Annotated in this window: 22 protein-coding genes, 1 pseudogene and 1 riboswitch; of the genes and pseudogenes, 19 read left to right on the top strand and 4 right to left on the bottom strand. The window is 72.7% G+C overall.

Annotation, left to right across the window (positions count from 1 at the left end; translation table 11 throughout):
- Positions 1-92: 92 nt before the first annotated feature.
- The 6 genes and pseudogenes from pyrR to pyrF all read left to right on the top strand — a co-directional run.
- Positions 93-656, top strand: a pseudogene (gene pyrR / locus AB3M81_RS09915) (bifunctional pyr operon transcriptional regulator/uracil phosphoribosyltransferase PyrR); the annotation flags it as partial.
- Entirely contained in the window at positions 653-1,585 is a 933-nt protein-coding gene (locus tag AB3M81_RS09910) for an aspartate carbamoyltransferase catalytic subunit (RefSeq protein WP_412903745.1), read from the top strand. The pseudogene pyrR and the gene AB3M81_RS09910, both read left to right, overlap by 4 nt.
- Positions 1,582-2,859 (top strand): dihydroorotase, encoded by a 1,278-nt coding sequence (locus AB3M81_RS09905; protein WP_412903744.1) that lies wholly within the window; start codon positions 1,582-1,584, stop codon positions 2,857-2,859. The genes AB3M81_RS09910 and AB3M81_RS09905 overlap by 4 nt, the downstream gene beginning before the upstream one ends.
- Positions 2,860-2,896: 37 nt before the next feature.
- Entirely contained in the window at positions 2,897-4,027 is a 1,131-nt protein-coding gene (gene carA, locus AB3M81_RS09900; RefSeq protein WP_412903743.1) for a glutamine-hydrolyzing carbamoyl-phosphate synthase small subunit, read from the top strand.
- Positions 4,011-7,322 carry a carbamoyl-phosphate synthase large subunit gene (carB, locus tag AB3M81_RS09895; protein ID WP_412903742.1) on the top strand — a complete coding sequence of 1,104 codons (3,312 nt, stop codon included), beginning with the start codon at positions 4,011-4,013 and terminating at the stop codon, positions 7,320-7,322. The genes carA and carB overlap by 17 nt, the downstream gene beginning before the upstream one ends.
- Positions 7,319-8,140, top strand: coding sequence for an orotidine-5'-phosphate decarboxylase (pyrF, locus tag AB3M81_RS09890; protein WP_412903741.1), 822 nt, complete (start codon positions 7,319-7,321; stop codon positions 8,138-8,140). The genes carB and pyrF overlap by 4 nt, the downstream gene beginning before the upstream one ends.
- A gap of 3 nt (positions 8,141-8,143) precedes the next feature.
- Here the strand turns inward: pyrF and AB3M81_RS09885 are convergent, their stop codons facing one another.
- From AB3M81_RS09885 to AB3M81_RS09870, 4 genes are read right to left on the bottom strand one after another with little or no spacing between them, the layout of a single operon-like run.
- On the bottom strand, positions 8,144-10,594 hold the full coding sequence (locus AB3M81_RS09885; protein ID WP_412903740.1) for a CHAT domain-containing protein: 2,451 nt from the start codon (positions 10,592-10,594) through the stop codon (positions 8,144-8,146).
- 7 nt (positions 10,595-10,601) lie between these two features.
- Positions 10,602-12,239, bottom strand: coding sequence for a S8/S53 family peptidase (locus AB3M81_RS09880; RefSeq protein WP_412903739.1), 1,638 nt, complete (start codon positions 12,237-12,239; stop codon positions 10,602-10,604).
- A gap of 7 nt (positions 12,240-12,246) precedes the next feature.
- Positions 12,247-12,690: a hypothetical protein gene (locus tag AB3M81_RS09875; RefSeq protein WP_412903738.1), complete on the bottom strand. Its 444-nt coding sequence runs from the start codon at positions 12,688-12,690 to the stop codon at positions 12,247-12,249.
- Positions 12,687-13,283, bottom strand: a complete 597-nt coding sequence (locus tag AB3M81_RS09870) for an RNA polymerase sigma factor (protein ID WP_412903737.1) — start codon at positions 13,281-13,283, stop codon at positions 12,687-12,689. The genes AB3M81_RS09875 and AB3M81_RS09870 overlap by 4 nt, the downstream gene beginning before the upstream one ends.
- Positions 13,284-13,386: 103 nt before the next feature.
- Here AB3M81_RS09870 and AB3M81_RS09865 point away from each other — a divergent pair, with 103 nt between their 5' ends.
- The 13 genes from AB3M81_RS09865 to AB3M81_RS09805 all read left to right on the top strand — a co-directional run bounded on the left by AB3M81_RS09865 (position 13,387) and on the right by AB3M81_RS09805 (position 25,403).
- The gene (locus tag AB3M81_RS09865; protein ID WP_412903736.1) at positions 13,387-13,818 is read left to right on the top strand and encodes a hypothetical protein; all 432 of its coding nucleotides are present in this window, start codon (positions 13,387-13,389) and stop codon (positions 13,816-13,818) included.
- Positions 13,819-13,829: 11 nt separating this feature from the next.
- Positions 13,830-14,150, top strand: coding sequence for an integration host factor, actinobacterial type (gene mihF / locus AB3M81_RS09860; RefSeq protein ID WP_412903735.1), 321 nt, complete (start codon positions 13,830-13,832; stop codon positions 14,148-14,150).
- Positions 14,143-14,724, top strand: coding sequence for a guanylate kinase (gene gmk, locus AB3M81_RS09855; protein ID WP_412903734.1), 582 nt, complete (start codon positions 14,143-14,145; stop codon positions 14,722-14,724). Before mihF ends, gmk begins: the two co-directional genes overlap by 8 nt.
- 25 nt (positions 14,725-14,749) lie before the next feature.
- Positions 14,750-15,040 (top strand): DNA-directed RNA polymerase subunit omega, encoded by a 291-nt coding sequence (gene rpoZ / locus AB3M81_RS09850; protein ID WP_412903733.1) that lies wholly within the window; start codon positions 14,750-14,752, stop codon positions 15,038-15,040.
- A gap of 10 nt (positions 15,041-15,050) precedes the next feature.
- Positions 15,051-16,253, top strand: a complete 1,203-nt coding sequence (gene coaBC, locus AB3M81_RS09845; protein ID WP_412903732.1) for a bifunctional phosphopantothenoylcysteine decarboxylase/phosphopantothenate--cysteine ligase CoaBC — start codon at positions 15,051-15,053, stop codon at positions 16,251-16,253.
- A 79-nt stretch (positions 16,254-16,332) separates the two neighbouring features.
- The gene (gene metK, locus AB3M81_RS09840) at positions 16,333-17,520 is read left to right on the top strand and encodes a methionine adenosyltransferase (protein ID WP_412903731.1); all 1,188 of its coding nucleotides are present in this window, start codon (positions 16,333-16,335) and stop codon (positions 17,518-17,520) included.
- 5 nt (positions 17,521-17,525) lie between these two features.
- On the top strand, positions 17,526-19,421 hold the full coding sequence (locus AB3M81_RS09835; RefSeq protein ID WP_412903730.1) for a primosomal protein N' family DNA-binding protein: 1,896 nt from the start codon (positions 17,526-17,528) through the stop codon (positions 19,419-19,421).
- Positions 19,422-19,443: 22 nt separating this feature from the next.
- Positions 19,444-20,367, top strand: a complete 924-nt coding sequence (fmt, locus tag AB3M81_RS09830) for a methionyl-tRNA formyltransferase (protein WP_412903729.1) — start codon at positions 19,444-19,446, stop codon at positions 20,365-20,367.
- Positions 20,364-21,626 (top strand): RsmB/NOP family class I SAM-dependent RNA methyltransferase, encoded by a 1,263-nt coding sequence (locus tag AB3M81_RS09825; RefSeq protein ID WP_412903728.1) that lies wholly within the window; start codon positions 20,364-20,366, stop codon positions 21,624-21,626. Before fmt ends, AB3M81_RS09825 begins: the two co-directional genes overlap by 4 nt.
- A gap of 16 nt (positions 21,627-21,642) precedes the next feature.
- Positions 21,643-22,299 carry a ribulose-phosphate 3-epimerase gene (gene rpe, locus AB3M81_RS09820; protein WP_412903727.1) on the top strand — a complete coding sequence of 219 codons (657 nt, stop codon included), beginning with the start codon at positions 21,643-21,645 and terminating at the stop codon, positions 22,297-22,299.
- A gap of 32 nt (positions 22,300-22,331) precedes the next feature.
- Positions 22,332-22,471: riboswitch (FMN riboswitch) on the top strand.
- A gap of 87 nt (positions 22,472-22,558) precedes the next feature.
- Positions 22,559-23,566: a bifunctional diaminohydroxyphosphoribosylaminopyrimidine deaminase/5-amino-6-(5-phosphoribosylamino)uracil reductase RibD gene (gene ribD, locus AB3M81_RS09815; RefSeq protein ID WP_412903904.1), complete on the top strand. Its 1,008-nt coding sequence runs from the start codon at positions 22,559-22,561 to the stop codon at positions 23,564-23,566.
- Positions 23,566-24,165, top strand: a complete 600-nt coding sequence (locus tag AB3M81_RS09810) for a riboflavin synthase (protein ID WP_412903726.1) — start codon at positions 23,566-23,568, stop codon at positions 24,163-24,165. The genes ribD and AB3M81_RS09810 overlap by 1 nt, the downstream gene beginning before the upstream one ends.
- Positions 24,162-25,403 carry a bifunctional 3,4-dihydroxy-2-butanone-4-phosphate synthase/GTP cyclohydrolase II gene (locus AB3M81_RS09805; RefSeq protein ID WP_412903725.1) on the top strand — a complete coding sequence of 414 codons (1,242 nt, stop codon included), beginning with the start codon at positions 24,162-24,164 and terminating at the stop codon, positions 25,401-25,403. Before AB3M81_RS09810 ends, AB3M81_RS09805 begins: the two co-directional genes overlap by 4 nt.
- Position 25,404 lies beyond the last annotated feature (1 nt).

Genomic DNA, 25,404 nt, shown 5'->3' with positions numbered 1-25,404 from the left:
TGCCTGTCTGCGATCTGTAAGCCCGTTATGTTGCCCGCGACCCAGGCTTCTGTCGCCCGCTGATAGCCTCGACCCGAACCATCCTTTAACCACCGTCCCGTGAGGCGGAGAAGGAGGTCGGCTTGAGCACCGTCATGGATGCCACCGATGTCTCGCGTGCGCTGACACGCATCACCCACGAGATCCTCGAGCGCAATCGCGATGCCGAAGGCGTCGTCATCCTCGGGATCCCCACCCGCGGCGTCGAGCTCGCCGAGCGGATCGCCGCGAAGATGGCCGAGGTCGAGGGGACCGCCATTACGCCGGGCGCCCTGGACGTCACGATGTACCGCGACGACCTGCGCCTGAAGGCTCCTCGCGCGCTGGAGCACACCAAGGTCCCCGAGGACATCGACGACCGCGTCGTCGTCCTCGTCGACGACGTCCTCATGAGCGGCCGCACGATCCGCGCCGCGCTCGACGCGCTGAGCGACCTCGGCCGGCCCAAGGCCGTGCAGCTCGCCGTCCTCGTCGACCGCGGCCACCGCGAGCTGCCGATCCGTGCCGATTTCGTGGGCAAGAACCTGCCCACGTCGAAGTCCGAGAAGGTCCGCGTCCGGCTCGCCGAGACCGACGGCGAGAACGACTCGGTGACGATCGAGGGGAGCGCCTCGTGAAGCACCTGCTCAGCGCCGGCGACCTGACCCGCGACGAGGCCGTCCGCATCCTCGACACGGCCGAGGAGCTGCTCGGCGTCGCCAAGCGCCCCATCAAGAAGCTGCCCACCCTGCGCGGCCGCACGATCGTCAACCTCTTCTTCGAGGACTCGACTCGCACGCGCATCAGCTTCGAGGCCGCCGCGAAGCGCCTCTCGGCCGACGTCATCAACTTCAGCGCCAAGGGCTCCAGCGTCAGCAAGGGCGAGAGCCTGAAGGACACCGCGCTCACGCTGCAGGCGATGGGCGCCGACGCGGTCGTCATCCGCCACCACGCCTCGGGCGCGCCGCACCGCCTCGCGAACTCGCGCTGGACGCAGGGCGCCGTCGTCAACGCCGGCGACGGCACCCACGAGCACCCCACGCAGGCGCTGCTCGACGCGTTCACGATGCGCAGCCGCCTGGGCGACCTCGAGGGCAGGAACGTCACGATCGTCGGCGACGTCCTGCACAGCCGCGTCGCCCGCTCGAACGCGCTGCTGCTCGACACGCTCGGCGCGAACGTCACGCTCGTCGCGCCGCCCACGCTGCTGCCTGTCGGCGTCGAGACCTGGCCCGTCCAGACGTCGTACGACCTCGACGCGAGCCTGGAGAAGGCCGACGCCGTCATGATGCTGCGCGTCCAGCGCGAGCGGATGAACGCCTCGTTCTTCCCCAGCGCCCGCGAGTACAGCCGCCGCTACGGCCTCGACGTCGCCCGCATGAACCGGCTGCCCGACCACGCCATCGTCATGCACCCCGGCCCGATGAACCGCGGCATGGAGATCAACGCCGACGTCGCCGACAGCGAGCGCTCGGTCATCGTCGAGCAGGTCACGAACGGCGTCGCCGTCCGCATGGCCGTGCTCTACCTGCTGCTGGGTGGAGCCACCGAAGGGGAGAACGCATGAGCACCGTCATCAAGGGCGCCCGGATCCTCGGCGACGAGGTCGCCGACATCGTCATCGAGGACGGTGTGATCCGCGAGATCGGCACCGACCTCACCGGGGACGAGACGGTCGACGCCACCGGCCTGGTCGCGCTGCCAGGCCTCGTCGACCTGCACACCCACCTGCGCGAGCCCGGCCGCGAGGACGCGGAGACCGTCCTGACCGGCACGCAGGCCGCCGCCCGCGGCGGCTTCACGTGCGTCTTCGCGATGGCCAACACCGAGCCCGTCGCCGACACCGCCGGCGTCGTCGAGCAGGTCTACCGCCTCGGCCGCGAGCACGGCTACGCCGACGTCCAGCCCATCGGCGCCGTCACCGTCGGCCTGGCGGGGGAGCGGCTCTCCGAGCTCGGCGCCATGGCCGACTCGGCCGCGCGGGTCCGCGTCTTCAGTGACGACGGCAAGTGCGTCAGCGACGCCGTCCTCATGCGCCGCGCGCTGGAGTACGTCAAGGCGTTCGACGGCGTCATCGCCCAGCATGCGCAGGAGCCGCGCCTCACCGAGGGCGCCCAGATGAACGAGGGCCCGCTGTCGGGCGAGCTCGGCCTCACCGGCTGGCCCGCCGTCGCGGAGGAGGCGATCATCGCCCGCGACGTCCTGCTCGCCGAGCACGTCGGCAGCCGCCTGCACGTGTGCCACCTGTCCACGCGCGGCTCGGTCGAGATCGTGCGCTGGGCCAAGAGCCGCGGCATCGACGTCACGGCCGAGGTCACGCCGCACCACCTGCTGCTCGACGACGAACTCGTGCGCACGTACGACCCGATCTACAAGGTCAACCCGCCGCTGCGCAGCAAGGACGACGTCCTCGCCGTCCGCGAGGGCCTGGCCGACGGCACGATCGACATCGTCGCCACCGACCACGCCCCGCACCCCATGGAGGACAAGGAGTGCGAGTGGCAGGCCGCGGCCTTCGGCATGATCGGCCTCGAGACCGCGCTGTCCATCGTGCAGAAGACGATGGTGGACACCGGCGCCCTCACGTGGGCGCAGGTCGCCGAGAGGATGAGCGCCAACCCCGCGCGCATCGGCCGCGTCGAGGCCCACGGCCGCCCGCTCGCGGCGGGGGAGCCGGCGCACGTCGTCCTGTACGACCCCGAGGCCACGCGCACGATCGAGCCGGCCGACACCGCCTCCCTCTCGCGCAACACGCCCTACGCCGGACTGGAGCTGCCCGGCCGCGTGGTCGCGACGTTCCTGGCGGGCAGGGCCACGGTGCTGGAGGGGAAGCTCCAATGAAAAACTGTGACACCGACACGACGAAGGAGTACACGCAGTGACTGACGCCATCTTGGTCCTCGAGGACGGGCGCACGTTCCGCGGCCGCTCCTACGGGGCGACCGGCACCACGATCGCCGAGATCGTGTTCAACACGGGCATGACCGGCTACCAGGAGACGCTCACCGATCCGTCGTACCGCGGCCAGATCGTCGTCATGACGTCGCCGCACATCGGCAACACGGGCGCCAACGACGAGGACTTCGAGTCCGGTCGCGTGTGGGTCGACGGCTACGTCGTCCGCGACCCCGCCCGCCGCCGCTCCAACTGGCGCTCGAACCGCAGCCTCGACGAGCTGCTCGCCGAGCAGGGCGTCGTCGGCATCAGCGGCGTCGACACGCGTGCGCTGACCCGCCACCTGCGCGAGCTCGGCTCCATGCGCGCCGGCATCAGCACCGAGGTCCTCGACCCCGAGCAGCTGCTCGAGCAGGTCAAGGCCGCCCCGAGCATGACCGGCTCGAACTACCTCGCCGACGTCACCGCCGACGAGGCGTACGTCGTCCCGGCCGAGGGCGAGAAGAAGTACACCGTCGTCGCGCTGGACCTGGGCATCAAGGGCATGACCCCCAAGCTCATGGCCAAGCGCGGCATCGAGGTGCACGTCCTGCCCGCCACGGCGTCGCTCGAGGAGGTCCTCGAGGTCCAGCCCGACGGCGTCTTCATGTCGAACGGCCCCGGCGACCCGGCGACGGCCGACCACCAGGTCGAGGTCGTCCAGGGCGTCCTCCACCGCGGCACCCCGTACTTCGGCATCTGCCTGGGCAACCAGATCTTCGGCCGCGCGCTCGGCCGGGGCACCTACAAGCTCAAGTACGGCCACCGCGGCGTGAACCAGCCGGTCCAGGACCGCACGACCGGCAAGGTCGAGATCACCGCGCACAACCACGGCTTCGCCGTGGACGCGCCCATCGACGAGGACTTCGAGACCCCCTTCGGCCCCGCGCGGGTCACGCACGTGGGCCTCAACGACGACGTCGTCGAGGGCATCGCCCTGCTGGAGCGCCCCGGCTTCAGCGTCCAGTACCACCCCGAGGCCGCCGCCGGTCCGCACGACGCCGGCTACCTCTTCGACCGTTTCGTCGACCTGATGGCGAACACCAAGGAGGCCACTGGTGCCGAAGCGCACTGACATCGAATCCGTCCTGGTCATCGGCTCCGGCCCGATCGTCATCGGCCAGGCCGCCGAGTTCGACTACTCGGGCACCCAGGCCTGCCGCGTGCTGCGCGAGGAGGGCCTGCGGGTCATCCTGGTGAACTCGAACCCGGCCACGATCATGACGGACCCCGAGTTCGCCGACGCCACGTACGTCGAGCCCATCACGCCCGAGTACGTCGAGAAGGTCATCGCCGCGGAGCGTCCCGACGCCCTGCTGGCCACCCTCGGCGGCCAGACGGCCCTCAACACCGCGATCGCGCTGGACAAGTCCGGCGTGCTCGAGAAGTACGGCGTGGAGCTCATCGGCGCGTCCATCGACGCGATCGAGAAGGGCGAGAACCGCGAGTCCTTCAAGCGCATCGTCGAGGGCCTGCCGAAGGAGTGGGGCGCCGAGGTGGCCCGCTCGGTCATCTGCCACACGATGGCCGAGTGCGAGGCCGGCGTCGAGGAGCTCGGCGGCTACCCGGTCGTCGTGCGTCCCTCCTTCACGATGGGCGGCGCGGGCTCGGGCCTGGCGTACGACCACGACGACCTGCTGCGCATTGCCGGCACCGGCCTGGCGCTGAGCCCCACCACCGAGGTCCTCCTGGAGGAGTCGATCCTCGGCTGGAAGGAGTACGAGCTCGAGGTCATGCGCGACACGGCCGACAACGTCGTGATCGTGTGCTCGATCGAGAACCTCGACCCCATGGGCGTCCACACGGGCGACTCGATCACCGTCGCGCCCGCCATGACGCTGACGGACGTCGAGTACCAGCGCCTGCGGGACATCGCGATCGGCGTCATCCGCGAGGTCGGCGTCGACACCGGCGGCTGCAACATCCAGTTCTCGGTCAACCCCGAGAACGGCCGCATCGTCGTCATCGAGATGAACCCGCGCGTCTCGCGCTCGTCGGCGCTGGCCTCGAAGGCCACCGGCTTCCCGATCGCCAAGATCGCCGCCAAGGTCGCCATCGGCTACACGCTCGACGAGATCCCCAACGACATCACGAAGGAGACGCCGGCCAGCTTCGAGCCGACGCTCGACTACGTCGTCGTCAAGGTCCCGCGCTTCGCGTTCGAGAAGTTCCCGGCCGCCGACCCCACGCTGACGACGCACATGAAGTCCGTCGGCGAGGCCATGGCGATCGGCCGCAACTTCACCGAGGCCCTGCAGAAGGCGCTGCGCTCGCTCGAGCGCCCCGGCGCGGTGTTCTCGTGGGAGCGCGAGTGGGTCGACCTCGACAAGGACGACCTGCTGCAGCGGGCCGCCACGCCGCACGACGGCCGCCTCAAGCTGGTCATGGACGCCCTGCGCGCCGGTGCCACTCCCGAGGAGGTCTTCGCCGCCACCAGCATCGACCCGTGGTTCGTGGACCAGCTCGCGCTGCTCAACGAGGTCGCGGCCGAGCTGACCGAGGCCGAGCGCCTCACGCCCGAGCTGCTCCAGCACGCCAAGCGCCACGGCTTCAGCGACGCGCAGATCGGCCGTATCCGCGGGCTGTCCGAGGACGTCGTCCGCGGCGTCCGCCACGCGCTCGGGGTTCGCCCGGTCTACAAGACGGTCGACACGTGCGCCGCGGAGTTCTCGGCCAAGACGCCGTACCACTACTCGTCCTACGACGAGGAGACCGAGGTCGAGCCGCGCGAGCGCGAGGCCGTCATCATCCTCGGCTCGGGCCCCAACCGGATCGGCCAGGGCATCGAGTTCGACTACTCGTGCGTGCACGCGTCGCTCGCGCTGTCCGAGGCCGGCTACGAGACCGTCATGGTCAACTGCAACCCCGAGACGGTCTCGACCGACTACGACACCAGCGACCGCCTGTACTTCGAGCCGCTGACGCTCGAGGACGTCCTCGAGGTCGTCCACGCCGAGCAGGCCGCCGGTCCCGTCGCGGGCGTCGTCGTCCAGCTCGGCGGCCAGACGCCGCTCGGCCTGGCCGCGGGCCTCAAGGCCGCTGGCGTGCCGATCGTCGGCACCCAGCCCGAGGCGATCGACCTCGCCGAGGAGCGCGGCGCCTTCGGCCGCGTCCTGGCCGAGGCCGGCCTGCCCGCGCCGAAGCACGGCACGGCCACCACGTTCGAGGGCGCCAAGCGCATCGCCGACGAGATCGGGTACCCCGTGCTCGTGCGCCCGTCGTACGTCCTCGGCGGCCGTGGCATGGAGATCGTCTACGACGAGGAGTCGCTCTCGACCTACATCGAGAACGCCACCGAGATCTCGCCCGACCGGCCCGTGCTGGTCGACCGCTTCCTCGACGACGCGGTCGAGATCGACGTCGACGCCCTGTTCGACGGCGAGGAGCTCTTCCTCGGCGGCGTGATGGAGCACATCGAGGAGGCCGGCGTGCACTCGGGCGACTCCGCCTGCGCGCTGCCGCCCATCACCCTGGGCAACCTCGAGATCGAGAAGATCCGCGCCTCCACCGAGGCGATCGCCCGCGGCGTCGGCGTCCACGGCCTCATCAACATCCAGTTCGCGCTGAGCTCGGACACGGTCTACGTGCTCGAGGCCAACCCGCGCGCGTCGCGCACGGTGCCGTTCGTGTCCAAGGCCACGGCGACGCCGCTGGCCAAGGCCGCCGCCCGGCTCATGCTCGGCGAGTCCATCGCCGAGCTGCGCGCCGCCGGCGTCCTGCCCGCCGAGGGCGACGGAGGCCGCCTGCCGGCCACCGCGCCCATCGCGGTCAAGGAGGCGGTCATGCCGTTCAGCCGCTTCCGGACCTACGACGGTCGCTATGTCGACACGCTGCTCGGTCCCGAGATGCGCTCCACGGGCGAGGTCATGGGCATCGACGCCACGTTCGGCTCGGCGTTCGCCAAGAGCCAGTCCGCGTCGGGCCCGCAGAACGGCCTGCCGACCTCGGGCAAGGTCTTCGTGTCGGTCGCCAACCGCGACAAGCGCCACATGATCTTCCCGATCAAGCGCCTGGCGGACCTCGGCTTCGAGATCCTCGCCACGAGCGGCACGGCCGACGTCCTGCAGCGCAACGGCGTCAAGGCGACGGTCCTGCGCAAGCTCCACGAGGAGGGCGGCGAGGGCAGCACGGTCGTGGACAAGATCCACGAGCGCGACGTCCAGCTGATCGTCAACACCCCGCACGGCCTGTCGAGCGGCGTCAACGCGCGCGTCGACGGCTACGAGATCCGCACCGCGGCGGTGGGCGAGGGCATCCCCTGCCTCACCACGGTGCAGGCGCTCGCGGCGGCCGTGCAGGGCATCGAGGCCGAGATCGCCGGCAGCATCGGCGTGCGCGCCCTGCAGTCCTGGGCGGACGAGGTCCGGTGAGCTTCGGGAGCCGCGCCTCGGTGGCGATGCAGGCGTACGGTCCGCTGTGCGTCGGCATCGACCCCCACCCGCACCTGCTGGAGCGGTGGGGGCTCGAGGACTCGATCGACGGCCTCGACCGCTTCGCCGCCACGTGCGTCGAGGCGTTCGCCGGCAAGGTGGCGTTCGTCAAGCCGCAGTCGGCGTTCTTCGAGCGCTTCGGCGCGGCCGGCGTCGCGATCCTCGAGCGCACGCTGCAGGACCTGCGGCACACCGGCTCGCTGACGATCCTCGACGTCAAGCGCGGCGACATCGGGTCGACGGCGCAGGCCTACGCCGACGCCTACCTCGACGACGACGCGCCGATGGCGGCGGACGCGATCACCGTGAGCCCGTACCTGGGCTTCGGCTCGCTGGCGCCGTTCTTCGCGGCGGCCGAGCACAACGACGCGGGCGTCTTCGTGCTGGCGTTCACCTCGAACCCCGAGGCGGTGCACCTGCAGTCCTCGACGGCCTCGTCGGGCATGTCGATCGGCGACGAGATCCTGACCGAGCTCGCCCGAGCCAACGAGGGTGCCTCGCCGATGGGGCCGTTCGGTGCCGTCGTCGGCGCCACCGTGCCGCACCTCGACACGCAGCGCCTCGAGATCAACGGTCCGCTCCTGGTGCCCGGGTTCGGCGCCCAGGGCGGCACGGTCGACGACCTGCGCCGGCTGTTCGGCACGGTGACGGACTTCCTCGTCCCGAGCACCTCGCGCGACGTCCTCGACAAGGGCCCCGACGTGACGTCGCTGCGCGCCGCGGCCGCCGCGGTCAACGACTCGCTGTCCCTGCTCTGACGCTCACCAGCCTGCGCCGAAGCACACGAACGACGTCGGTCGGTCGGCCGTGGCCTCGGCCAGAGCGACGCCCGGGGGAGAGCCGGCGGCCATGAGCCGGTGGACGTCCTGGAGCACCTCGCAGGCCTCGTCGTCGGCGACGGCCGCCGGGGACGCGATGACGCAGCGCGCGCCGGCGTGCAGCCAGGCGTTGACCATCCCGAGCGACTCCTCGGCCCAGCGTTGGGTGGAGCGGCCGACCTCGCACGCGGAGAGGATCACGGTCTGCGGCACGCGCGAGATCCGGTCGAGGTCGTAGCCGAACAGGGGGCCGTCGGCCAGCAGCACCGCGGAGAACAGCGGGTTCTCCACGGCGTGGCGCCCATGGGCGGACAGGTGCAGCAGGTCGACCTCCGAGCCGAGCGCGAGGGCCGCGCCCACGGTGGCGTCGCCGTCGGTGAGGCAGGAGGCGCTGTCCCAGCCGGACGCCGCCTGGCGCACCTCCTCGACGGCCCGCGGCACGCCCGGCCCCGCGACGAGGCCTACGGCGCGTACCGGAGCCAGTCCACGCGCCGTGAGCCACCGGGTCGCCGTGGGGGCCACGGTCAGCGGCCGCCCGACGAGCCCCGGCAGCATCGACCACGGGATTCCCGCCAGGATCCCGGCCTGGGTGAGCACCACGTGCCGTGAGCCGAGCTCGTCCAGCAGCGGCGCGACCAGCACCTCGGCGACCGCGTCCAGTCGCCGCTGCAGGCCTTCGTGCACGACGCGGGCGAGCGCCGGCCCGAGCCGGCTCGCGGTGACGTCCAGGTCGGCACGCAGCCCCTCGAGCAGGCCGGTGATGGGCGCCGAGGGCCCGAGGTCGATCACACGCCGCGTCTCGTCGGTCACGACGAGGGCTTCCAGACGGTCGGCGCCGTCCCACAGGAAGCTCACGAGCGCCGCCTCCTCGCCGAGGGCACGGGCGACCGTGTCGACGTCCGCGATGGCGCCCACCTCGCCGGAGCCTGCGTCCAGCCACGAGCGATGGCGCACACGGTCGCGCAGGGTGGCGAGGCGCGCCGCCTCCGGCGTCCCGGCCTCCGGCTCGGTGACCGTCAGCGAGCGGATCTCGATCAGGTCCGCGGCCGTGCCGGGATCCTGCGGCGGTCTCACGGGAACGACGCGGGTGGTGAGCGCGCGGGTGCGCTCGGACCACTCGAAGACGAGATCCGGCGACCCATCCGCGAGCGCGAGCTGGATGCCGGTCGTCGCGAGGCCGCGCCCGTGCCCGACGACCGACGACATCATGTCGAGGCTGCCGAACGACGACTGCCAGTCGTGGAGCAGGTCGAGGCCCGTGCGCAGGTGGCCCAGCGCGGCGACGCGCTCACCCCGGGCCGCCGCGAGGTCCGCGAGAGCCGCCCTCTCCAGCAGCCTCTCGGTGAGCGAATCGGTCTCGGTGGTGTGGCCGCGGTCGAGGCGCCGCTCGGCGTCGTCCAGGCGCCCGATCCGCGTGGCCGCCCGCGCCGCGTTGAGGTCCAGCAGCTGGGCCTCGTGCTCGAGCAGGCGCCCGCGCAGGGCGGCGGCGAGCCGGTCCGTCCACTCGAGCCAGGCCGGGCTCGCCGTGCCGGTGCGGATCTCGGCGACCGCCTCGATCACCTCCGTACGCAGCGCCCAGGACTCGCTGCCGATCCGCCGCAGTCGCTGCGCCGTGCGCCGCGCGAGCCGCCGGGCTTGGTGCGGGTCGGTCGCCAGCAGCGCGCGAGCGGCGACGAACTCGCACTCGGCGCGCATCTGGTGGTGCCGGTGACGGCCGAGCGTCGCGGCGCTCGACCGCAGCAGCGCGATGGCGTCGCTTGCCATCCCGGCGTTGAGCAGGGCCTCGGCGCGGTCCTGGTCCACGAGTGCGAGGGCCACCTGGGATCCTCGCGCGAGCACGGGGCGCGCCGACTCCATGAGCTCGAGGGCGGCGGCCAGGTCCCACCGCCGCATCGCCGCGTACCCGCGGTTGTGCATCGCGGTGGCGCGACCGACGGGGTCGCCGAGCCGGTCGAACGCCTCGGCCGCGCGGGCCAGGTCGACGTCCGCCGCGACGAAGTCGCCCAGCCGCAGGCGCAGCACGCCGAGGTCGTTCAGCCCGTTGGCCTGCTCGATCGAGCCGGGCGAAAGGTCGTCGATCGACCGCTCGTAGAGCTCCAGCGCCGTCTCGTACTCGCCGCGGCGCTGGTGCAGGGCCGCCTCCTGGGTCGTGATCAGCGCCGAGATGTCCCGGGACGTGATCGGCAGGGCATGCGCCTGTGCGCACAGATCGAGGCCGGCGTCCGGCTCGCCCAGCTCGGCCACGGCGAGCGCCAGGCTCACCAGGATCCGCGCCCGCAGCTCGTCGGACGGGTCGCGCGTCAGCGCCCGCTGCAGCTCCCGGCGGGCCGACGCGTACCGCCACTGGTGGAGGTGCTCAAGCCCACGCCGGTGCAGTTCCTGAGCCGCGAGCATGTGCCCATCATGGTCGAGCGTCCACCAGCTTCGCCACGATCTCGCTGTTCCGGATGACGACGTCGCCCGCGTCGGGGCGCGCGGCGTCCGGGCGGGGGAGTCCGTCCGCGATGCGCCGCGCGAGCTGCGCCGCGAAGACGGGGGCGGCGAAGGACGTGCCGCTCCAGACCGCGAACCCGCCGCGGTAGTCGTCCGGATCGATCGCCTCGCGCAGGCGGCCGCCACTGCGGACACGCGCCACGGGCTCGAGTCCGCCTTGGAACGCGGGGATCGTGCTCACGAGCGACGAGCCGGGCCGGTAGGCGCTGACCCACGGGCCGGCGTTCGAGAAGAGCGCATCGGTCACGAGGTTCGGGTTCAGCGCGCCGACCGCGACGATGGGCGTGCTGCGCGGGTCGCGCCTCACCACGTCGTCCGCGCCGGCCCACGGCGCGAAGGCGGCCGGGAACAGCGGGCGCGTCGTGGCGTCGTTGCCTGCCGAGCACACGACGACCGTCCCCGTCCGGCCGATCGCCGCGAGGATCTCGTAGAGGGTCGGGTCGAACAGCTCGTCGACCGGCGTCTCGTGGTAGTACCCGAACGAGAGGTTGAGGACGTCGAGATCGAGGCCGCCGTCCTCGTCGCCGAGGCGGACGAGCCGGGCGATCTGCATGAGGACGGTCGCGAGATCGGACTCGGGCGTGGTGCCGTCGGAGTCCAGCAGCCGCCACCAGTGGACGTCGGCGTCCGGGGCGCCCTGGCGCAGCAGGCCCACGATGAACGTGCCGTGTCCCGACGCCTCGTCGATCGAGCCGTCGAGCGGTCCCGAGACGTCGCCGACGCGCTCGGGGTCGGTGGCCGTGTCCGCGTGCCCGATCGCCGGGCCCGAGGGGAGCCCGCTGCCCTGGACGACGCCCGTGGCGAACCACGTGTGCTCGCCGCAGCCGGTGTCGACGACGCCGATTCTGGCCCGGCGCGGTGCGTCCGGATCGTCGGGACGGCGCTCGGGGGCGGGGCCCACGAACGTGACCGGCTGACGGCCGCCGCTGCCCTGGTCCGCATACGTCTCGAGCAGCGCGGAGTTCCCACGGGTCAGGGGGTTGCCGCGGGTGAGCGGGTTCCCGCGCGTCAGGGGGTTGCCGCGGGTGAGCGGGTTCCCACGGGTCAGCGGTGCCGTCGACAGGACGTGGTCGAGGCCGATGCCGCGCAGCAGGGCGCCGCGCGGGTCACCGGCGCGGGCCGCCTGCAGCAGCGTCCAGGCGTCCGGCGGCCGGGTGGGGGAGTCCTGCGTCGCCGAGATGACGACGCGGGCCAGGCCCAGCGAGCCCGTCGCCCACGGGTACCGCTCGGCGCGCTGGCGGCGCTCCTCGTCCGACTCGTCCAGCGTGATCCGGGGATAGTCCGGGTCCTCCTCGACCGTCCAGTCGAAGGGCTGCGCCGCCTCACGCAGCAGGTCGATCGCCTGGTCGACCTCGACCAGGGTCGACACGAGCAGGCGCGTGCTCAGGTAAGCCGTGGCGTTCGCGCGCACGCCGTCGACGTGGGCGCCGGAGTCGCCGCTGAGCAGGCGGCCCTGCTCCTCGGCGACCGATCGGTGCCGGGTCCACTCGTCGAACGTCTCCAGGCGGGGGACGGCGCGCGCGCCGTCGTTCTCCTCAGGGGCCATGGGGTCCTCAGATCTCGAAGGTGGGGGTGGCGAGCTCGTCGCGGCCGTCGATGTCGAACCAGATGCGCACGAGTCCCGACGGGACCTCGGCGATCTCGAACCGCCCGGCGGCCAGGTCGGTGGTGAGCTCACGCCCGTCGCGGACGACGCGGACGGTGCCGTCGGCCGCGGGCGTGATCCAGCCGTCGAGGCGGCGGACGCCCTCGCTCCCGTCCACGACGCGGAGCAGGACCGTGACGTCCTCGTAGCTGAACTCGATCGTGAGCGGGGCAGCGCCGCGCGTGCCCGCCAGCTCGGTCTGCCGGCTGACGAGCGTCAGCAGCTCGTAGTCGGCGTCGAGGTCCTCGGCAGCGACGGCCGCGATCATGGCGTCGACCAGGTGCGGCGGCGGCGGGTCGAGGACCTCGTACATGGCCTTCAGGTCGTCGAAGACGGGATCGCGCTCGGTCATGACGTGGCCTCCTCGCCGCTGATGACGGACTTGAGCTTCTCGAGGCACCGGCGCCGGGTGGGGCCGATGCTGCCGACGGGCATCCCGAGGTCGTCGGAGATGTGCTTGTAGTCGGGCTTGTCGTCGAACGCGATGACGCGCAGCAGTCGCTGGCAGCGCTCGTTGAGGCGGGCGACGGCGGCCCACAGGCGGTGGCTCTCGTCCGCCTCGAGGGCCTCGGACTCGGCGGCCCGCGACGACGGCAGGATCGGGGCGAGCACCTCGTCGTCGGTGACGTCCTCGCGCCGGTTGCGCGACGCCACGCGCCACGCCTGGCGGCGGGCCGTGATGATGAGCCACGACGCGACGGCGCGCGGGTTCTCGACGGAGTCGGCCTTGCGCACGAGGGTCAGCCACGTGAACTGGATGACGTCCTCGCAGACGTCCTCCTCCAGCCGGTAGGCGCGCACGACGTGCCACAGGACGGGGGTCATCTCTCGCACGAGGTCGTCGATCGCGCCACGGTCCCCGCCGCGCCAGCGGGCGAACGCCTCGCCGGAGCGGACCCAGGGGCCGTCGTCGGCCGCGGACTCTCGTGACTTCTCGGTGGTCACGGTTGTCATTCTGCTCACATCGACCGGGAGCGGGAAGGGTTCTGCCTGATACACGCGGCCCCGTGAGCACGGGAGCGCGGGCCGTCGCCGGTAGCCTGTCGGGGTGCGACGCTCCACCTGGCTGCCCTCCGTGGTCCTCGGTCTCGGCCTGCTCACGGGGTGCTCGGGTGGGGGCCCGTACTGCGACGCCGTGGGCGACGGGGAGGACGTGCTGAAGTCCTTCGGCCGCCAGACCAGCGCCGCCTACGCCGACTACGCCGACGTCACGCGCGACGTCGCCAAGACCGCTCCGGCGGACGTCAAGGAGCAGTGGCAGGCGGTCGCGAAGGCGACCCGCGCGGTCGTGGCCGCCCACCGCAAGGCCGACATCCGCATCCAGGACATGAAGGACGAGGAGAAGGTCAACGCGCTCTCGCGGGAGGACCTCGAGCGCATCCAGGCCGCCAACGAGGCGTTCAACGACACGGCCAGCCAACGCAAGGAGCTGGCCCAGCACATGCACGACGAGTGCGGCACCGACCTGTCCGACGAGTGAGGAACTGACCTGTGGCTCTGCCCGAACTGACCGACGAACAGCGACGCGAGGCCCTCGCGAAGGCGGCCGCCGCCCGCCAGGTGCGCGCCGAGGTGAAGAACCGCCTGCGGCACTCCGGCGCCAGCGTGGCGGAGGTGCTCGCCGAGGCCAAGCGCAACGAGGCGATCGCGAAGATCAAGGTGATGGACCTGCTCCAGAGCATCCCCGGCATCGGCAAGCTGACGGCCCAGCAGATCATGGCCGACCTCAACATCGCCGAGAGCCGCCGCCTGCGCGGCCTGGGCAGCAACCAGGCCAAGGGCCTGATCGCCGAGATCTCGCGCCGTGGCTGAGCGCGGCCGGCTCATCGTGCTGGCCGGCCCCACCGCGGTCGGCAAGGGCACGGTCGCGGCCTGGGTCCGTGAGCACCACCCCGAGATCTACATGTCGGTCTCGGCGACGACGCGCCCGCCGCGGCCGGGCGAGGTCGACGGCAAGCACTACCACTTCGTCAGCCCCGAGGAGTTCGACCGGCTCATCGCCACCGACGGGCTGCTGGAGTGGGCCACGGTCCACGGCGTGAACCGCTACGGCACGCCGCGCGCCGCCGTCGAGGAGAGGCTCGCGCAGGGCGAGTCCGTCCTGCTCGAGATCGACCTGCAGGGCGCGCGCCAGGTGCGCCGCCACCTGCCCGAGGCGTTCCTGGTGTTCCTCGCCCCGCCCAGCTGGGACGAGCTCGTGCGGCGCCTCGTCGGCCGCGGCACCGAGAGCGAGGCCGAGCGCGAGCGCCGCCTCGCCACGGCCCGCGAGGAGCTGGCGGCCGTGGAGGAGTTCGACGCCACGATCGTCAACACCGAGGTCGAGGAAGCCGGGCGCGAGTTGGTAGACTTGTTCAGATACGGCCCGGCGGCCGACCCTGCCGGGTAATCCACCGATCTTCTGGAGATTCTGAGTGTCCACGACGCGATCCGTTGCCGAAGGCATCACCAACCCGCCGATCGACGATCTGCTCGAGAAGGCGGACTCCAAGTACAAGCTGGTCCTGTACAGCGCCAAGCGCGCCCGCCAGATCAACGCGTACTACTCGCAGCTGGGCGAGGGCTTGCTCGAGTACGTCGGCCCGCTGCTCGAGACCGAGGTCCAGGAGAAGCCGCTGTCGATCGCGCTGCGCGAGATCAACGCCGAGCTGCTGACGGCCGAGGACATCGATCCCGACGCCGCGCCGGCCACCGACGAGGCCTGAGCCTGCCGCGATGAGCCGCATCGTCCTCGGCGTCACCGGCGGCGTCGCCGCGTACAAGGCGGCGCTGCTGCTGCGGCTGTTCACCGAGGGAGGGCACGACGTCCAGGTCGTGCCCACCGAGTCCGCGCTCGAGTTCGTCGGCGCCGCGACGTGGGAGGCCCTCTCGGGGCACCCCGTCCAGACCGGCGTCTTCGACAACGTCGAGCACGTCCCGCACGTCATGCTGGGCAAGACCGCCGACCTCGTCGTCGTCGCGCCCGCCACGGCCAACACGCTGGCGCGCGCGGCGCACGGCCTGGCCGACGACCTGCTGACCAACACGCTGCTGACGGCGCGCTGTCCCGTCGTGATGGCGCCCGCGATGCACACCGAGATGTGGGAGCACCCCGCCACCGTCGCCAACGTCGCGACGCTGCGCGAGCGCGGCGTCCTGGTCATCGAGCCCGACTCCGGCCGGCTCACGGGCTCCGACACCGGCCCCGGCCGCCTGCCCGAGCCCGAGGCGATCCACCGGATCGCGCTGCAGGCGCTGGCCGGTCGCCCCCGCGACCTCGCCGGCCGCCATGTGGCCATCTCCGCCGGCGGCACGCGCGAGTTCCTCGACCCGGTCCGCTTCCTGGGCAACCGCTCGTCCGGCCGCCAGGGCATCGCGCTGGCCGAGGCCGCGCTCGCGCGGGGCGCCTCCGTGACGCTCGTCGCCGCGAACGTCTCGATCGACATGCCCGCCGGCGCCGAGGTCGTGCGCGTCACCACCACGGCCGAGCTGCGCGACGCGATGCTCAAGGCCGCCCCCACAGCGGACGCGGTCGTCATGGCCGCCGCGCCGGCCGACTTCCGCCCCGCCGCCTACGCGGAGTCGAAGATCAAGAAGGCCGAGGACGGCGGCGCTCCGGGCATCGAGCTGGTCCAGAACCCCGACATCCTCGTCGAGCTCGTGCGCAGCCGCGCCGGCCGCGTGCCGCTCGTGGCCGGGTTCGCCGCCGAGACCGGCGACGCGAACGGCTCGGTCCTCGACCACGGCCGCGCCAAGCTGGGCCGCAAGGGCTGCGACGTCCTCGTGGTCAACGACGTCGGCTCCGAGCGCGTCTTCGGCCAGCCCGACAACGAGGTCACGATTCTGACGGCCGACGGCGCCGAGGTGCCCGTCGCCCGCGCCGACAAGGGCGAGATCGCCCATGCCATCTGGGACGTGCTCGTCCAACGCATGGAATGAGCGGGCCGACCCGCATCCGCCCCACTACAGTCAAGACGACGCACGACGCGTCGCACGATCCCCCATCAGAGAGGTAGCCGTGAGCCGACTCTTCACGTCCGAGTCCGTGACCGAGGGTCACCCGGACAAGATCGCCGACCAGATCAGCGACAGCATTCTCGACGCCCTGCTCGCGCAGGACCCGAAGAGCCGTGTCGCCGCGGAGACCTTCGTGACCACCGGCCTCGTGCTGGTCGGCGGCGAGGTCACCACCGAGGCCTACGCCGACATCGCCCGCATCGCGCGCGACCGCGTCCTCGAGATCGGCTACGACTCCTCCACGAAGGGCTTCGACGGCGAGTCCTGCGCCGTCCAGGTCACCCTCGACGCGCAGTCGCCCGACATCGCCCAGGGCGTCGACACGGCCGAGGAGGCCCGCCTCGGCGGCGCCACCGACCCGCTCGACCTGCAGGGCGCCGGCGACCAGGGCCTCATGTTCGGCTTCGCGTGCGACGAGACGCCCGAGCTCATGCCGCTGCCGATCACGATCGCGCACCGCCTGTCCGAGCAGCTGACCCGCGTCCGCAAGGACGGCACGCTGCCGTACCTGCGTCCCGACGGCAAGACCCAGGTCACCATCGAGTACGACGACCAGGACAAGCCGGTGCGCGTCGAGGCCATCGTCATCTCCACGCAGCACGAGGAGGGCGTCGACCTCGAGACCCAGCTGCCGGCCGACCTCAAGAAGCACGTCATCGACGAGGTCCTGAGCCAGTACGACATCGACTCGTCGAACTACAAGTCGCACATCAACCCGACCGGCAAGTTCGTCATCGGCGGCCCCATGGGCGACGCCGGCCTGACCGGCCGCAAGATCATCGTCGACACGTACGGCGGCTACGCCCGTCACGGCGGCGGCGCGTTCAGCGGCAAGGACCCGAGCAAGGTCGACCGCTCCGCCGCGTACGCGATGCGCTGGGTCGCCAAGAACATCGTCGCCGCGGGCCTGGCCCGCAAGGCCGAGGTCCAGGTCGCGTACGCGATCGGCGTGGCCCGCCCGGTCGGCTTCTACGTCGACACGTTCGGCACCGAGGTCGTCCCCGTCGACACGATCCGCGACGCCGTGCTCGAGGTCTTCGACCTGCGCCCCGCCGCGATCGTGCGCGACCTCGACCTGCTGCGCCCGATCTACGCCGAGACGGCCGCCTACGGCCACTTCGGCCGCCCGGGCCTGCCGTGGGAGAGCACCGACCGCGCCGACGCGCTGCGCGCGGCTGCCGGTCTCTGACCGAAGTGAGTGCCGCACAGCGGCGTGTCGCGAGAGTCCTCGTCGACACGCCGCTGTCGCATCTGGACCGCCCGTTCGACTACGCGGTCCCCGAGGACCTCGCCGAGGGCGTCGTCCCGGGCTGCCGGGTCAAGGTGCGCTTCGCCGGCCGCCTCGTCGACGGCTACGTGCTCGAGCTCGCCGCCGACAGCGCTCACGAGGGGAGCCTCGCCCCGGTCGCGAAGGTCGTCTCGTCCGAGCCGGTCCTGACGCCCGAGGTCGCGGCGCTCGCCCGTGCGCTCGCCGACCGCTACGCCGGCACCGTCGCCGACGTGCTGCGCCTCGCGATCCCACCGCGGCACGCGCGCGCCGAGGCTCGTCCCGCGGGCGACCCGGCGCCCGAGCCGCCGTCGATCGGTGACGCCTCGTGGCACGCCTACGTCCACGGTGCCGCGTTCGTCCAGGCGCTGGGCGCGGGGGAGTCGCCGCGGGCCGTCCTCAACGTGCTGCCCCGGCACGAGCCCGAGCGCGCCGTCGCCGAGGCCGTCTCGGCCACCGTCCGATCGGGCCGCGGGGCCGTCGTGTGCGTCCCGGACGTGCGGGACGTCGAGCGCTGGGACCGCGTGCTCACCGAGTCCCTCGGGCCGGGCGTCCACGTCACCCTCACCGCCGCCGACAAGCCGCCGGCGCGGTACCGGAACTTCCTGCGCGTCTCGCGCGGCGAGGTGAAGGTCGTCCTCGGCACGCGCGGTGCAGCGTACGCGCCCGTGCGCGACCTCGGCCTCGTCGCGATCTGGGACGACGGCGACGACCTGCACGCCGAGCCGCGGGCGCCGTACCCGCACACGCGCGAGGTGCTGCTGACGCGTGCCGTGCAGGCGGACGCGGGCGTCCTGATCGCCGGTCACGCACGCACCGCCGAGGCCCAGTCGCTCGTCGACCAGCGCTGGTGCGCCGAGATCGTCGCCGACCAGCCGTCGCGGCGCCGCGAGTGGCCGATCGTCGACGTCACCGACGGCAGCGAGCACGGCGCCACCCCGGCCCGGCTGCCCACCGCCGTGTTCGAGGCGATCCGCGGCGCCGACGGTCCCGTCCTGGTCCAGGTGCCGCGGCGCGGCTACCGGACCTCGCTGGCGTGCGCGCAGTGCCGCACGCCGGCCTCGTGCCCCGCCTGCCAGGGCCCGCTGGTCCAGCACCGCGCCGACGCGCCGCTCGTGTGCCGGTGGTGCGCCACGACCGTCGCGCAATGGCGCTGCGGCGAGTGCGGCGGCACGCGCCTGCGCGCGCCCGTCGTGGGCCAGCTGCGCACGGCCGAGGAGTTCGCCGCCGCGTTCCCGGACCGGACGATCGTCACGTCCGGCGGCGACGGGGTCCTCGGCTCGGTCGAGCGGGAGGGCGCGCCGCTCGTGCTCGCGACGCCGGGAGCCGAGCCCCACGTCGACCACGGCTACGCCGTCGTCGTCCTGCTCGACACGTGGCTCATGCTGGCGCGCGACGACGTCCGCGTGGTGGAGGAGTCGCACCGCCGCTGGTTCAACGCCCTCGCCCTGGCGGCCTTCGGGGCGAAGGCGGTCGCCGTGGGCGACGCGACGGTGCTGCAGGCGCTCGTGCGCGCCGATCCCGCCGGGCTCGCCGCCCGCGAGCTCGCCGACCGCGCCCAGACGCACCTCCCGCCGGTCGGGCGCCTCGCGACGGTCGACGGGCCCGAAGCGGTCATCACCTCCCTCGCGGCGAGGACGTGGCCGGCGTTCGTGGACGTCCTCGGCCCGGTGCCGGTCGAGCCGGGACGCGACCGGCTGATCCTGCGCGTGCCGCGTCGCGAGGGGCTGGCGCTCGCGCGCGTGCTCAAGCGGGTCGCCGCCGAGCGCAGCGCGGCCAAGGAGCCGCCCGTGCGCATCCAGATCGATCCCGTGGCCTTCTGAGGCCCCACCTAGACTCCTGCGGGTGAGGATCGTCTTCGCCGGCACCCCGGCCACCGCAGTCCCGACGCTCGAGGCGCTCGTCGCCAGCCGCCACGAGGTCGCCGCCGTCATCACCCGCCCCGACGCCCGCGTCGGCCGGGGGCGGTCGCTGCAGCCGTCGCCGGTCGCCGTCGCCGCGCAGGCCCACGGCATCGCCGTCCTCAAGCCCACGTCCACCTCCGACCCGGAGTTCCTCGAGGCGCTCGCCGCCACGCAGGCGCGCCTCGGGGTGATCGTCGCGTACGGCGCGCTGCTGCGCCGCGACGTGCTCGACGCCCTCGAGCTCGGCTGGATCAACCTGCACTACTCGGTGCTGCCGGCGTGGCGCGGCGCCGCCCCGGTCCAGCGCTCGATCATGGCCGGCGACGAGGTGACGGGCGCGACCGTCTTCAGCCTCGTCGAGGCGCTCGACGCCGGGCCGGTGCTCGGCACGATCACCGAGCGCATCCGCGAGGACGACACCGCGGGCGCGCTGCTGGACCGGCTCTCTGACGAGGGCGCCAAGCTCGTCGCCGACGTCGTCGACCACATCGAGGACGGCGACATCGGCGCGGTCTCGCAGCCCGAGGACGGCGTCTCGTACGCGCACAAGCTCACCACCGAGGACGCGCGCATCGACTGGCGGCGCCCCGCATTCGCGATCGACCGCCAGATCCGCGGCTGCACGCCCGCGCCGGGCGCCTGGACCGAGGCGGACGGCCTGCGGCTCAAGGTCGGCCCGCTGACGATCGCCGAGGAGTCCACGCTCGAGCCCGGCGTCGCCGCCATCGGCAAGCGCGAGGTCCGCGTCGGCACGGCGACGACCGACGTCGTGCTCGGCGAGGTCCAGCCGCACGGCAAGAAGGCGATGCCCGCCGCCGACTGGGGCCGCGGCCTGGGCGGCGCCACCGAGGTCGTGTTCGCATGAGCGCCGATCCCCGCGAGGTCGCGTACGACGTCATGACGGCCGTCCGCGAGCGCGACGCCTACGTCAACCTGCTGCTGCCGACCCTGCTCAAGGACCTGTCCCAGCGCGACGCGGCGCTGGCCACCGAGCTGACCTCGCACACGATCCGCCGGCAGGGGACGTACGACGCGATCATCGACTCCGTCGCGACGGGCAAGGTCGACCCTGCGGTCCGCGACGCGCTGCGCCTGGGCACGCACCAGCTGCTCGCGATGCGCATTCCCGCCCACGCCGCCGTCGACACGACCGTCCGCCTCGTGCGGCGCAAGGTCGGGCACAAGCCGGTCGGCTTCACGAACGCCGTGCTGCGCAAGATCGCGGCCAAGGACCTCGAGACGTGGCTCGACGAGCTCACGGCGGGCCGGGACCGGTACGACGCCCTCGCGATCCGGTACTCGCACCCGCGCTGGGTGGTCGAGGCGCTCGAGCAGGCCGTCGGTGCCGACCAGCTCGAGGCGCTCCTCGAGGCCGACAACGTCCCGCCGCACGTCACCCTCGTCGCTCGTCCCGGCCTCGTCGATCCCGACGAGCTGCCCGGAGAGCCCGGCCGTCACAGCCCGTACGCGAAGGTGCTCACGGGCGGGGGCGACCCGGGCCACATCGGGGCGGTCCGGCTCGGCCGCGCGGGCGTGCAGGACGAGGGCTCCCAGCTGGTGGCGATCACCACCGCCGAGGCGCCGATCGAGGGTTACGACACGCACTGGCTCGACCTCGCGGCCGGGCCCGGCGGCAAGGCGGCCCTGCTCGGCGCCCTCGCCGCCCAGCGCGGTGCCAGCCTCGTCGCGAACGAGGTCCAGCCGCACCGCGCGGATCTCGTCCGGCAGTCGGTGCGCGCCCTCAAGAACGTCGAGGTCACCGTCCACGACGGCCGTCAGGGCCCGTGGGAGGAGGAGTCCTTCGATCGCGTCCTGCTCGACGCGCCGTGCACGGGCCTGGGCGCCCTGCGCCGCCGGCCCGAGGCGCGCTGGCGGCGCCGCCCCGAGGACGTCGGCGAGCTGGTCGCGCTGCAGCAGCAGCTCCTGGCGCACGCGATCGACCTCGTCCGGCCCGGGGGAGTGGTGGGCTACGCGACGTGCTCGCCGCTGCCCGCCGAGACGCGCGCGGTCGTCGACGCGGTCCTCGCGGAGCGCCACGACGCCGAGGTCGAGTCCGAGCACCACTGGTGGCCGCACACCGACGGCACCGACGCGATGTACCTCGCGGTCCTGCGCCGCCGCTGATCGCTACGCTCGCCCCATGCGCATCACGCCGAGCCTGCTCAACGCCGACTTCGCGAACCTGGCGGGGGAGGCGGCCCGCATCCCGACGGCCGACTTCCTGCACATGGACGTCATGGACAACCACTTCGTCCCCAACCTCACGCTGGGCGCGCCCGTGATCGAGGCGCTCGCGAAGGCCGCGCCGCAGCCGATCGACGCGCACCTGATGATCGAGGATCCCGACCGCTGGGCGCCGCAGTACGTCGAGGCCGGTGCCTCGAGCGTCACGTTCCACGTCGAGGCCGCCAAGGCCCCGGTCCGGCTCGCCCGCGAGATCCGCGCGAAGGGCGCCCGCGCGTCGATGGCGCTCAAGCCCGCCACGCCGATCGAGCCCTACGAGGACCTGTTGCCCGAGCTGGACATGGTGCTCATCATGACCGTCGAGCCCGGGTTCGGTGGCCAGAGGTTCCTGGACCTGTGCCTGCCCAAGATCCGGCGCACGCGTGCCCTGCTCGACCGGGTCGGCGGCGACATCTGGCTGCAGGTCGACGGCGGGGTCTCGCTCGAGACGATCGAGCGCTGCGCCGAGGCCGGCGCGGACACCTTCGTGGCCGGCTCGGCGGTCTACAGCGCCGACGATCCGGGCGACATTGTGGAGCGCCTGCGTGAGACGGCCGTCGGCGCCTGCCACTGAGCCGGTAGAGTGGCACCCGTACGAGCAATCGCTCGCGTGCTCCGGGGTCGGTGAAAGTCCGAACCGGCGGTGACAGTCCGCGACCCGAGGCCCACGCTCCCGAGCAGGGCCGAGGTTGAACCGGTGGAATTCCGGTACCGACGGTGAAAGTCCGGATGGAAGGCGCACGCAGCCCGGTCGCGACGCGTCCGGGCGGACCCCGGTGTGTCGCGAGCCCGAACCCGGGAGCACCGTGGCCAGTCAGACCGAGATCGACGCGATGCGTCGCGCGATCGGCGCGGCTCGCACCGTCGGCCGCACGCTGCCCAACCCGCCCGTCGGTTGCGTCCTGCTCGACGCGGACGGCCGCGAGATCGCGGTGGGCGTCCACCGCGGCGCCGGGACGCCGCACGCCGAGGTCGACGCGCTGACGCAGGCGGGCGACCGGGCCCGCGGCGCCACCGCCGTCGTGACCCTCGAGCCGTGCGACCACACGGGCCGGACCGGCCCGTGCACCCAAGCGCTGCTCGCGGCGGGCGTCACGCGCGTCGTCTACGGCACCACGGATCCCGCGGAGGGCGCCGGCGGTGCGAAGGCGCTCATCGACGCCGGGCTCGACGTCGAGGGCGGCGTGCTGGCCGACGAGACCGACGAGCTCGTGCGCTTCTGGGCCTTCCGGTACGCGAACGGCCGCCCGTTCGTCACGTGGAAGTACGCCGCGACGCTCGACGGCCTCAGCGCCGCGCCGGACGGCTCCAGCAAGTGGATCACGAGCGAGACGGCGCGCCGCGACGTCCAGCGGTTCCGCGGCGAGTGCGACGCGATCATGGCGGGCACCAACTCGGTGCTGACCGACGATCCGCGCCTGACCGTCCGCGACGACGCCGACCTGCCGCTGCCGTACGACCGCCAGCCGCTGCGCGTCATCGTCGGCGAGTCCAAGATCCCCCAGTACTACCGCGTGTTCGACCGCGTCGCCCCCACGCGCCAGATCGCCTCGCGCGACCCGCACGAGGTGCTCGCCGAGCTGCACGAGGCCGGCATCCACCACGTGTGGCTCGAGGGCGGCCCCCGCCTGGCCGGCGCGTTCTGGGGCGAGGGCCTCATCGACCGCGTGATCGGCTACCTCGCCCCGGCGATGCTCGGCTCCGGCCGCGCCGCGCTCGAGGGCGAGGCGACCACGCTGGCCGACATCCGGCCCATCGAGATCAGCGACCTGACCATGGTCGGCCCCGACATCCGCATCATCGGCACCCCCGGCCGGATGCCCAGAGAGGACATGGACTGATGTTCACCGGACTGGTGGAGGAGAAGGGCACGGTCGTGGCCCTCGACGACCTCGGCGACTCCGTGCGGATCACGATCCGCGGGCCGGTCGTGACCTCGGACGCCAAGCACGGCGACTCGATCGCGGTCAACGGCTGCTGCCTGACGGTCATCGAGCCCACCGAGGACACGTTCAGCGCCGACGTCATGCGCGAGTCGCTCGACCGCACGAGCCTGGGCGACCTGGAGCCCGGCTCCGTCGTCAACCTCGAGCGCGCGATGCAGGCGGGCGCCCGGATGGGCGGCCACATCGTCCAGGGCCACGTCGACGGCACGGCCACCGTGCTCGACCGCACGCCGAGCGAGCACTGGGAGGTCGTGCGCTTCTCGCTGCCCCAAGACCTGTCGCGCTACCTCGTCGAGAAGGGCTCGATCACGGTCGACGGCACGTCGCTCACGGTCGTCGAGGCCGCCGACGACTGGTTCAGCGTCTCGCTCATCCCCACCACTCTCGCCGACACCGTGCTCGGCACCCGTCAGCCCGGCGACCGCGTCAACCTCGAGGTGGACGTCATCGCCAAGTACGTCGAGCGACTGCTCGAGAAGGGAGCTCACGCATGAGTGAGCAGCACAGCGGGGTCCGCCTCGACAGCATCGAGCGCGCGATCAACGACATCCGCGAGGGCAAGGCCATCGTCGTCGTCGACGACGAGGGCCGCGAGAACGAGGGCGACATCATCTTCGCCGCGTCGAAGGCGACGCCCGATCTGATGGCGTTCCTGGTCCGCTACTCCAGCGGGCTGGTGTGCGCGCCGGTCACGGGCGAGATCCTCGACCGTCTCGCGATCCCGCTCATGACGCCGCACAACCGCGACCGCCTCCGGACGGCCTACACGGTGTCGATCGACGCCCGTGACGGCGTCACGACCGGCATCTCGGCGGCCGACCGCGCCCGCACGTGCCGTGTCCTCGCGGACTCGGCCACCGAGCCGTTCGAGATCACCCAGCCGGGGCACATCGTGCCGCTGCGCGCGAAGCCCGGGGGAGTGCTGGAGCGTCCCGGCCACACCGAGGCCGCGGTCGACTTCGCGCGCCTCGCGGGGCTCACGCCCGCCGGCGTCATCGGCGAGGTCATGAACGACGACGGCACCCTCAAGCGCGCGCCCGAGCTGCGCGAGTTCGCCGACGAGCACGACCTCGCGCTCGTCTCGATCGAGGACCTGCAGGTGTACCTGCGCCTGCACGAGTCCCAGGTTCAGCGGCTCGCCACGACGCGCCTGCCCACCGAGTTCGGCGAGTTCCGCGCGCTCGGTTACCGCGACCGCATCGACGGCTCCGAGCACGTCGCCCTGGTCCACGGCGAGCCCGGCACCGAGGACGTCCTCGTGCGCCTGCACTCCGAGTGCCTCACGGGCGACGTCTTCGGCTCGCGCCGCTGCGACTGCGGCCCGCAGTTCGAGTCCGCGATGGCCTCGGTCGTCGCCGAGGGCGCGGGGGTCGTGGTCTATCTGCGCGGCCACGAGGGCCGCGGCATCGGCCTGCTGCACAAGCTGCAGGCGTACGGCCTGCAGGACGAGGGCCAGGACACGGTCGACGCCAATCTCTCGCTGGGGTTCGGCGAGGACGAGCGCGACTACGCCGCCGGCGCGCAGATCCTGCGCGACCTGGGCATCACGTCGGTGCGCCTGCTGACCAACAACCCCGACAAGTCCACCCAGCTGGAGCAGTACGGCGTCAAGGTGGCCGAGCGGCTGCCCGTCGTCATCGCGCCCACGCCCGACAACCTGCGCTACCTGCAGACCAAGGCCGCTCGCATGGGCCACGACCTGCCCCAGCTGCAGCTCGACGAGGAGAACTGAC

It is taken from the genome of Aeromicrobium jepli (assembly GCF_047246605.1).
Taxonomy (GTDB): Bacteria; Actinomycetota; Actinomycetes; order Propionibacteriales; family Nocardioidaceae; genus Aeromicrobium.
This window is presented reverse-complemented; position numbering and strand designations above follow the sequence as displayed.

Excerpts from the sequence above, each read along its gene's own strand:
- AB3M81_RS09905 (WP_412903744.1), top strand. The coding sequence starts at position 1,582 with ATGAGCACCGTCATCAAGGGCGCCCGGATCCTCGGCGACGAGGTCGCC.
- AB3M81_RS09885 (WP_412903740.1), bottom strand. The coding sequence starts at position 10,594 with ATGCTCGCGGCTCAGGAACTGCACCGGCGTGGGCTTGAGCACCTCCAC.
- AB3M81_RS09880 (WP_412903739.1), bottom strand. The coding sequence starts at position 12,239 with ATGGCCCCTGAGGAGAACGACGGCGCGCGCGCCGTCCCCCGCCTGGAG.
- AB3M81_RS09875 (WP_412903738.1), bottom strand. The coding sequence starts at position 12,690 with ATGACCGAGCGCGATCCCGTCTTCGACGACCTGAAGGCCATGTACGAG.
- coaBC (WP_412903732.1), top strand. The coding sequence starts at position 15,051 with ATGAGCCGCATCGTCCTCGGCGTCACCGGCGGCGTCGCCGCGTACAAG.
- AB3M81_RS09825 (WP_412903728.1), top strand. The coding sequence starts at position 20,364 with ATGAGCGCCGATCCCCGCGAGGTCGCGTACGACGTCATGACGGCCGTC.
- rpe (WP_412903727.1), top strand. The coding sequence starts at position 21,643 with ATGCGCATCACGCCGAGCCTGCTCAACGCCGACTTCGCGAACCTGGCG.
- ribD (WP_412903904.1), top strand. The coding sequence starts at position 22,559 with ATGCGTCGCGCGATCGGCGCGGCTCGCACCGTCGGCCGCACGCTGCCC.
- AB3M81_RS09810 (WP_412903726.1), top strand. The coding sequence starts at position 23,566 with ATGTTCACCGGACTGGTGGAGGAGAAGGGCACGGTCGTGGCCCTCGAC.
- AB3M81_RS09805 (WP_412903725.1), top strand. The coding sequence starts at position 24,162 with ATGAGTGAGCAGCACAGCGGGGTCCGCCTCGACAGCATCGAGCGCGCG.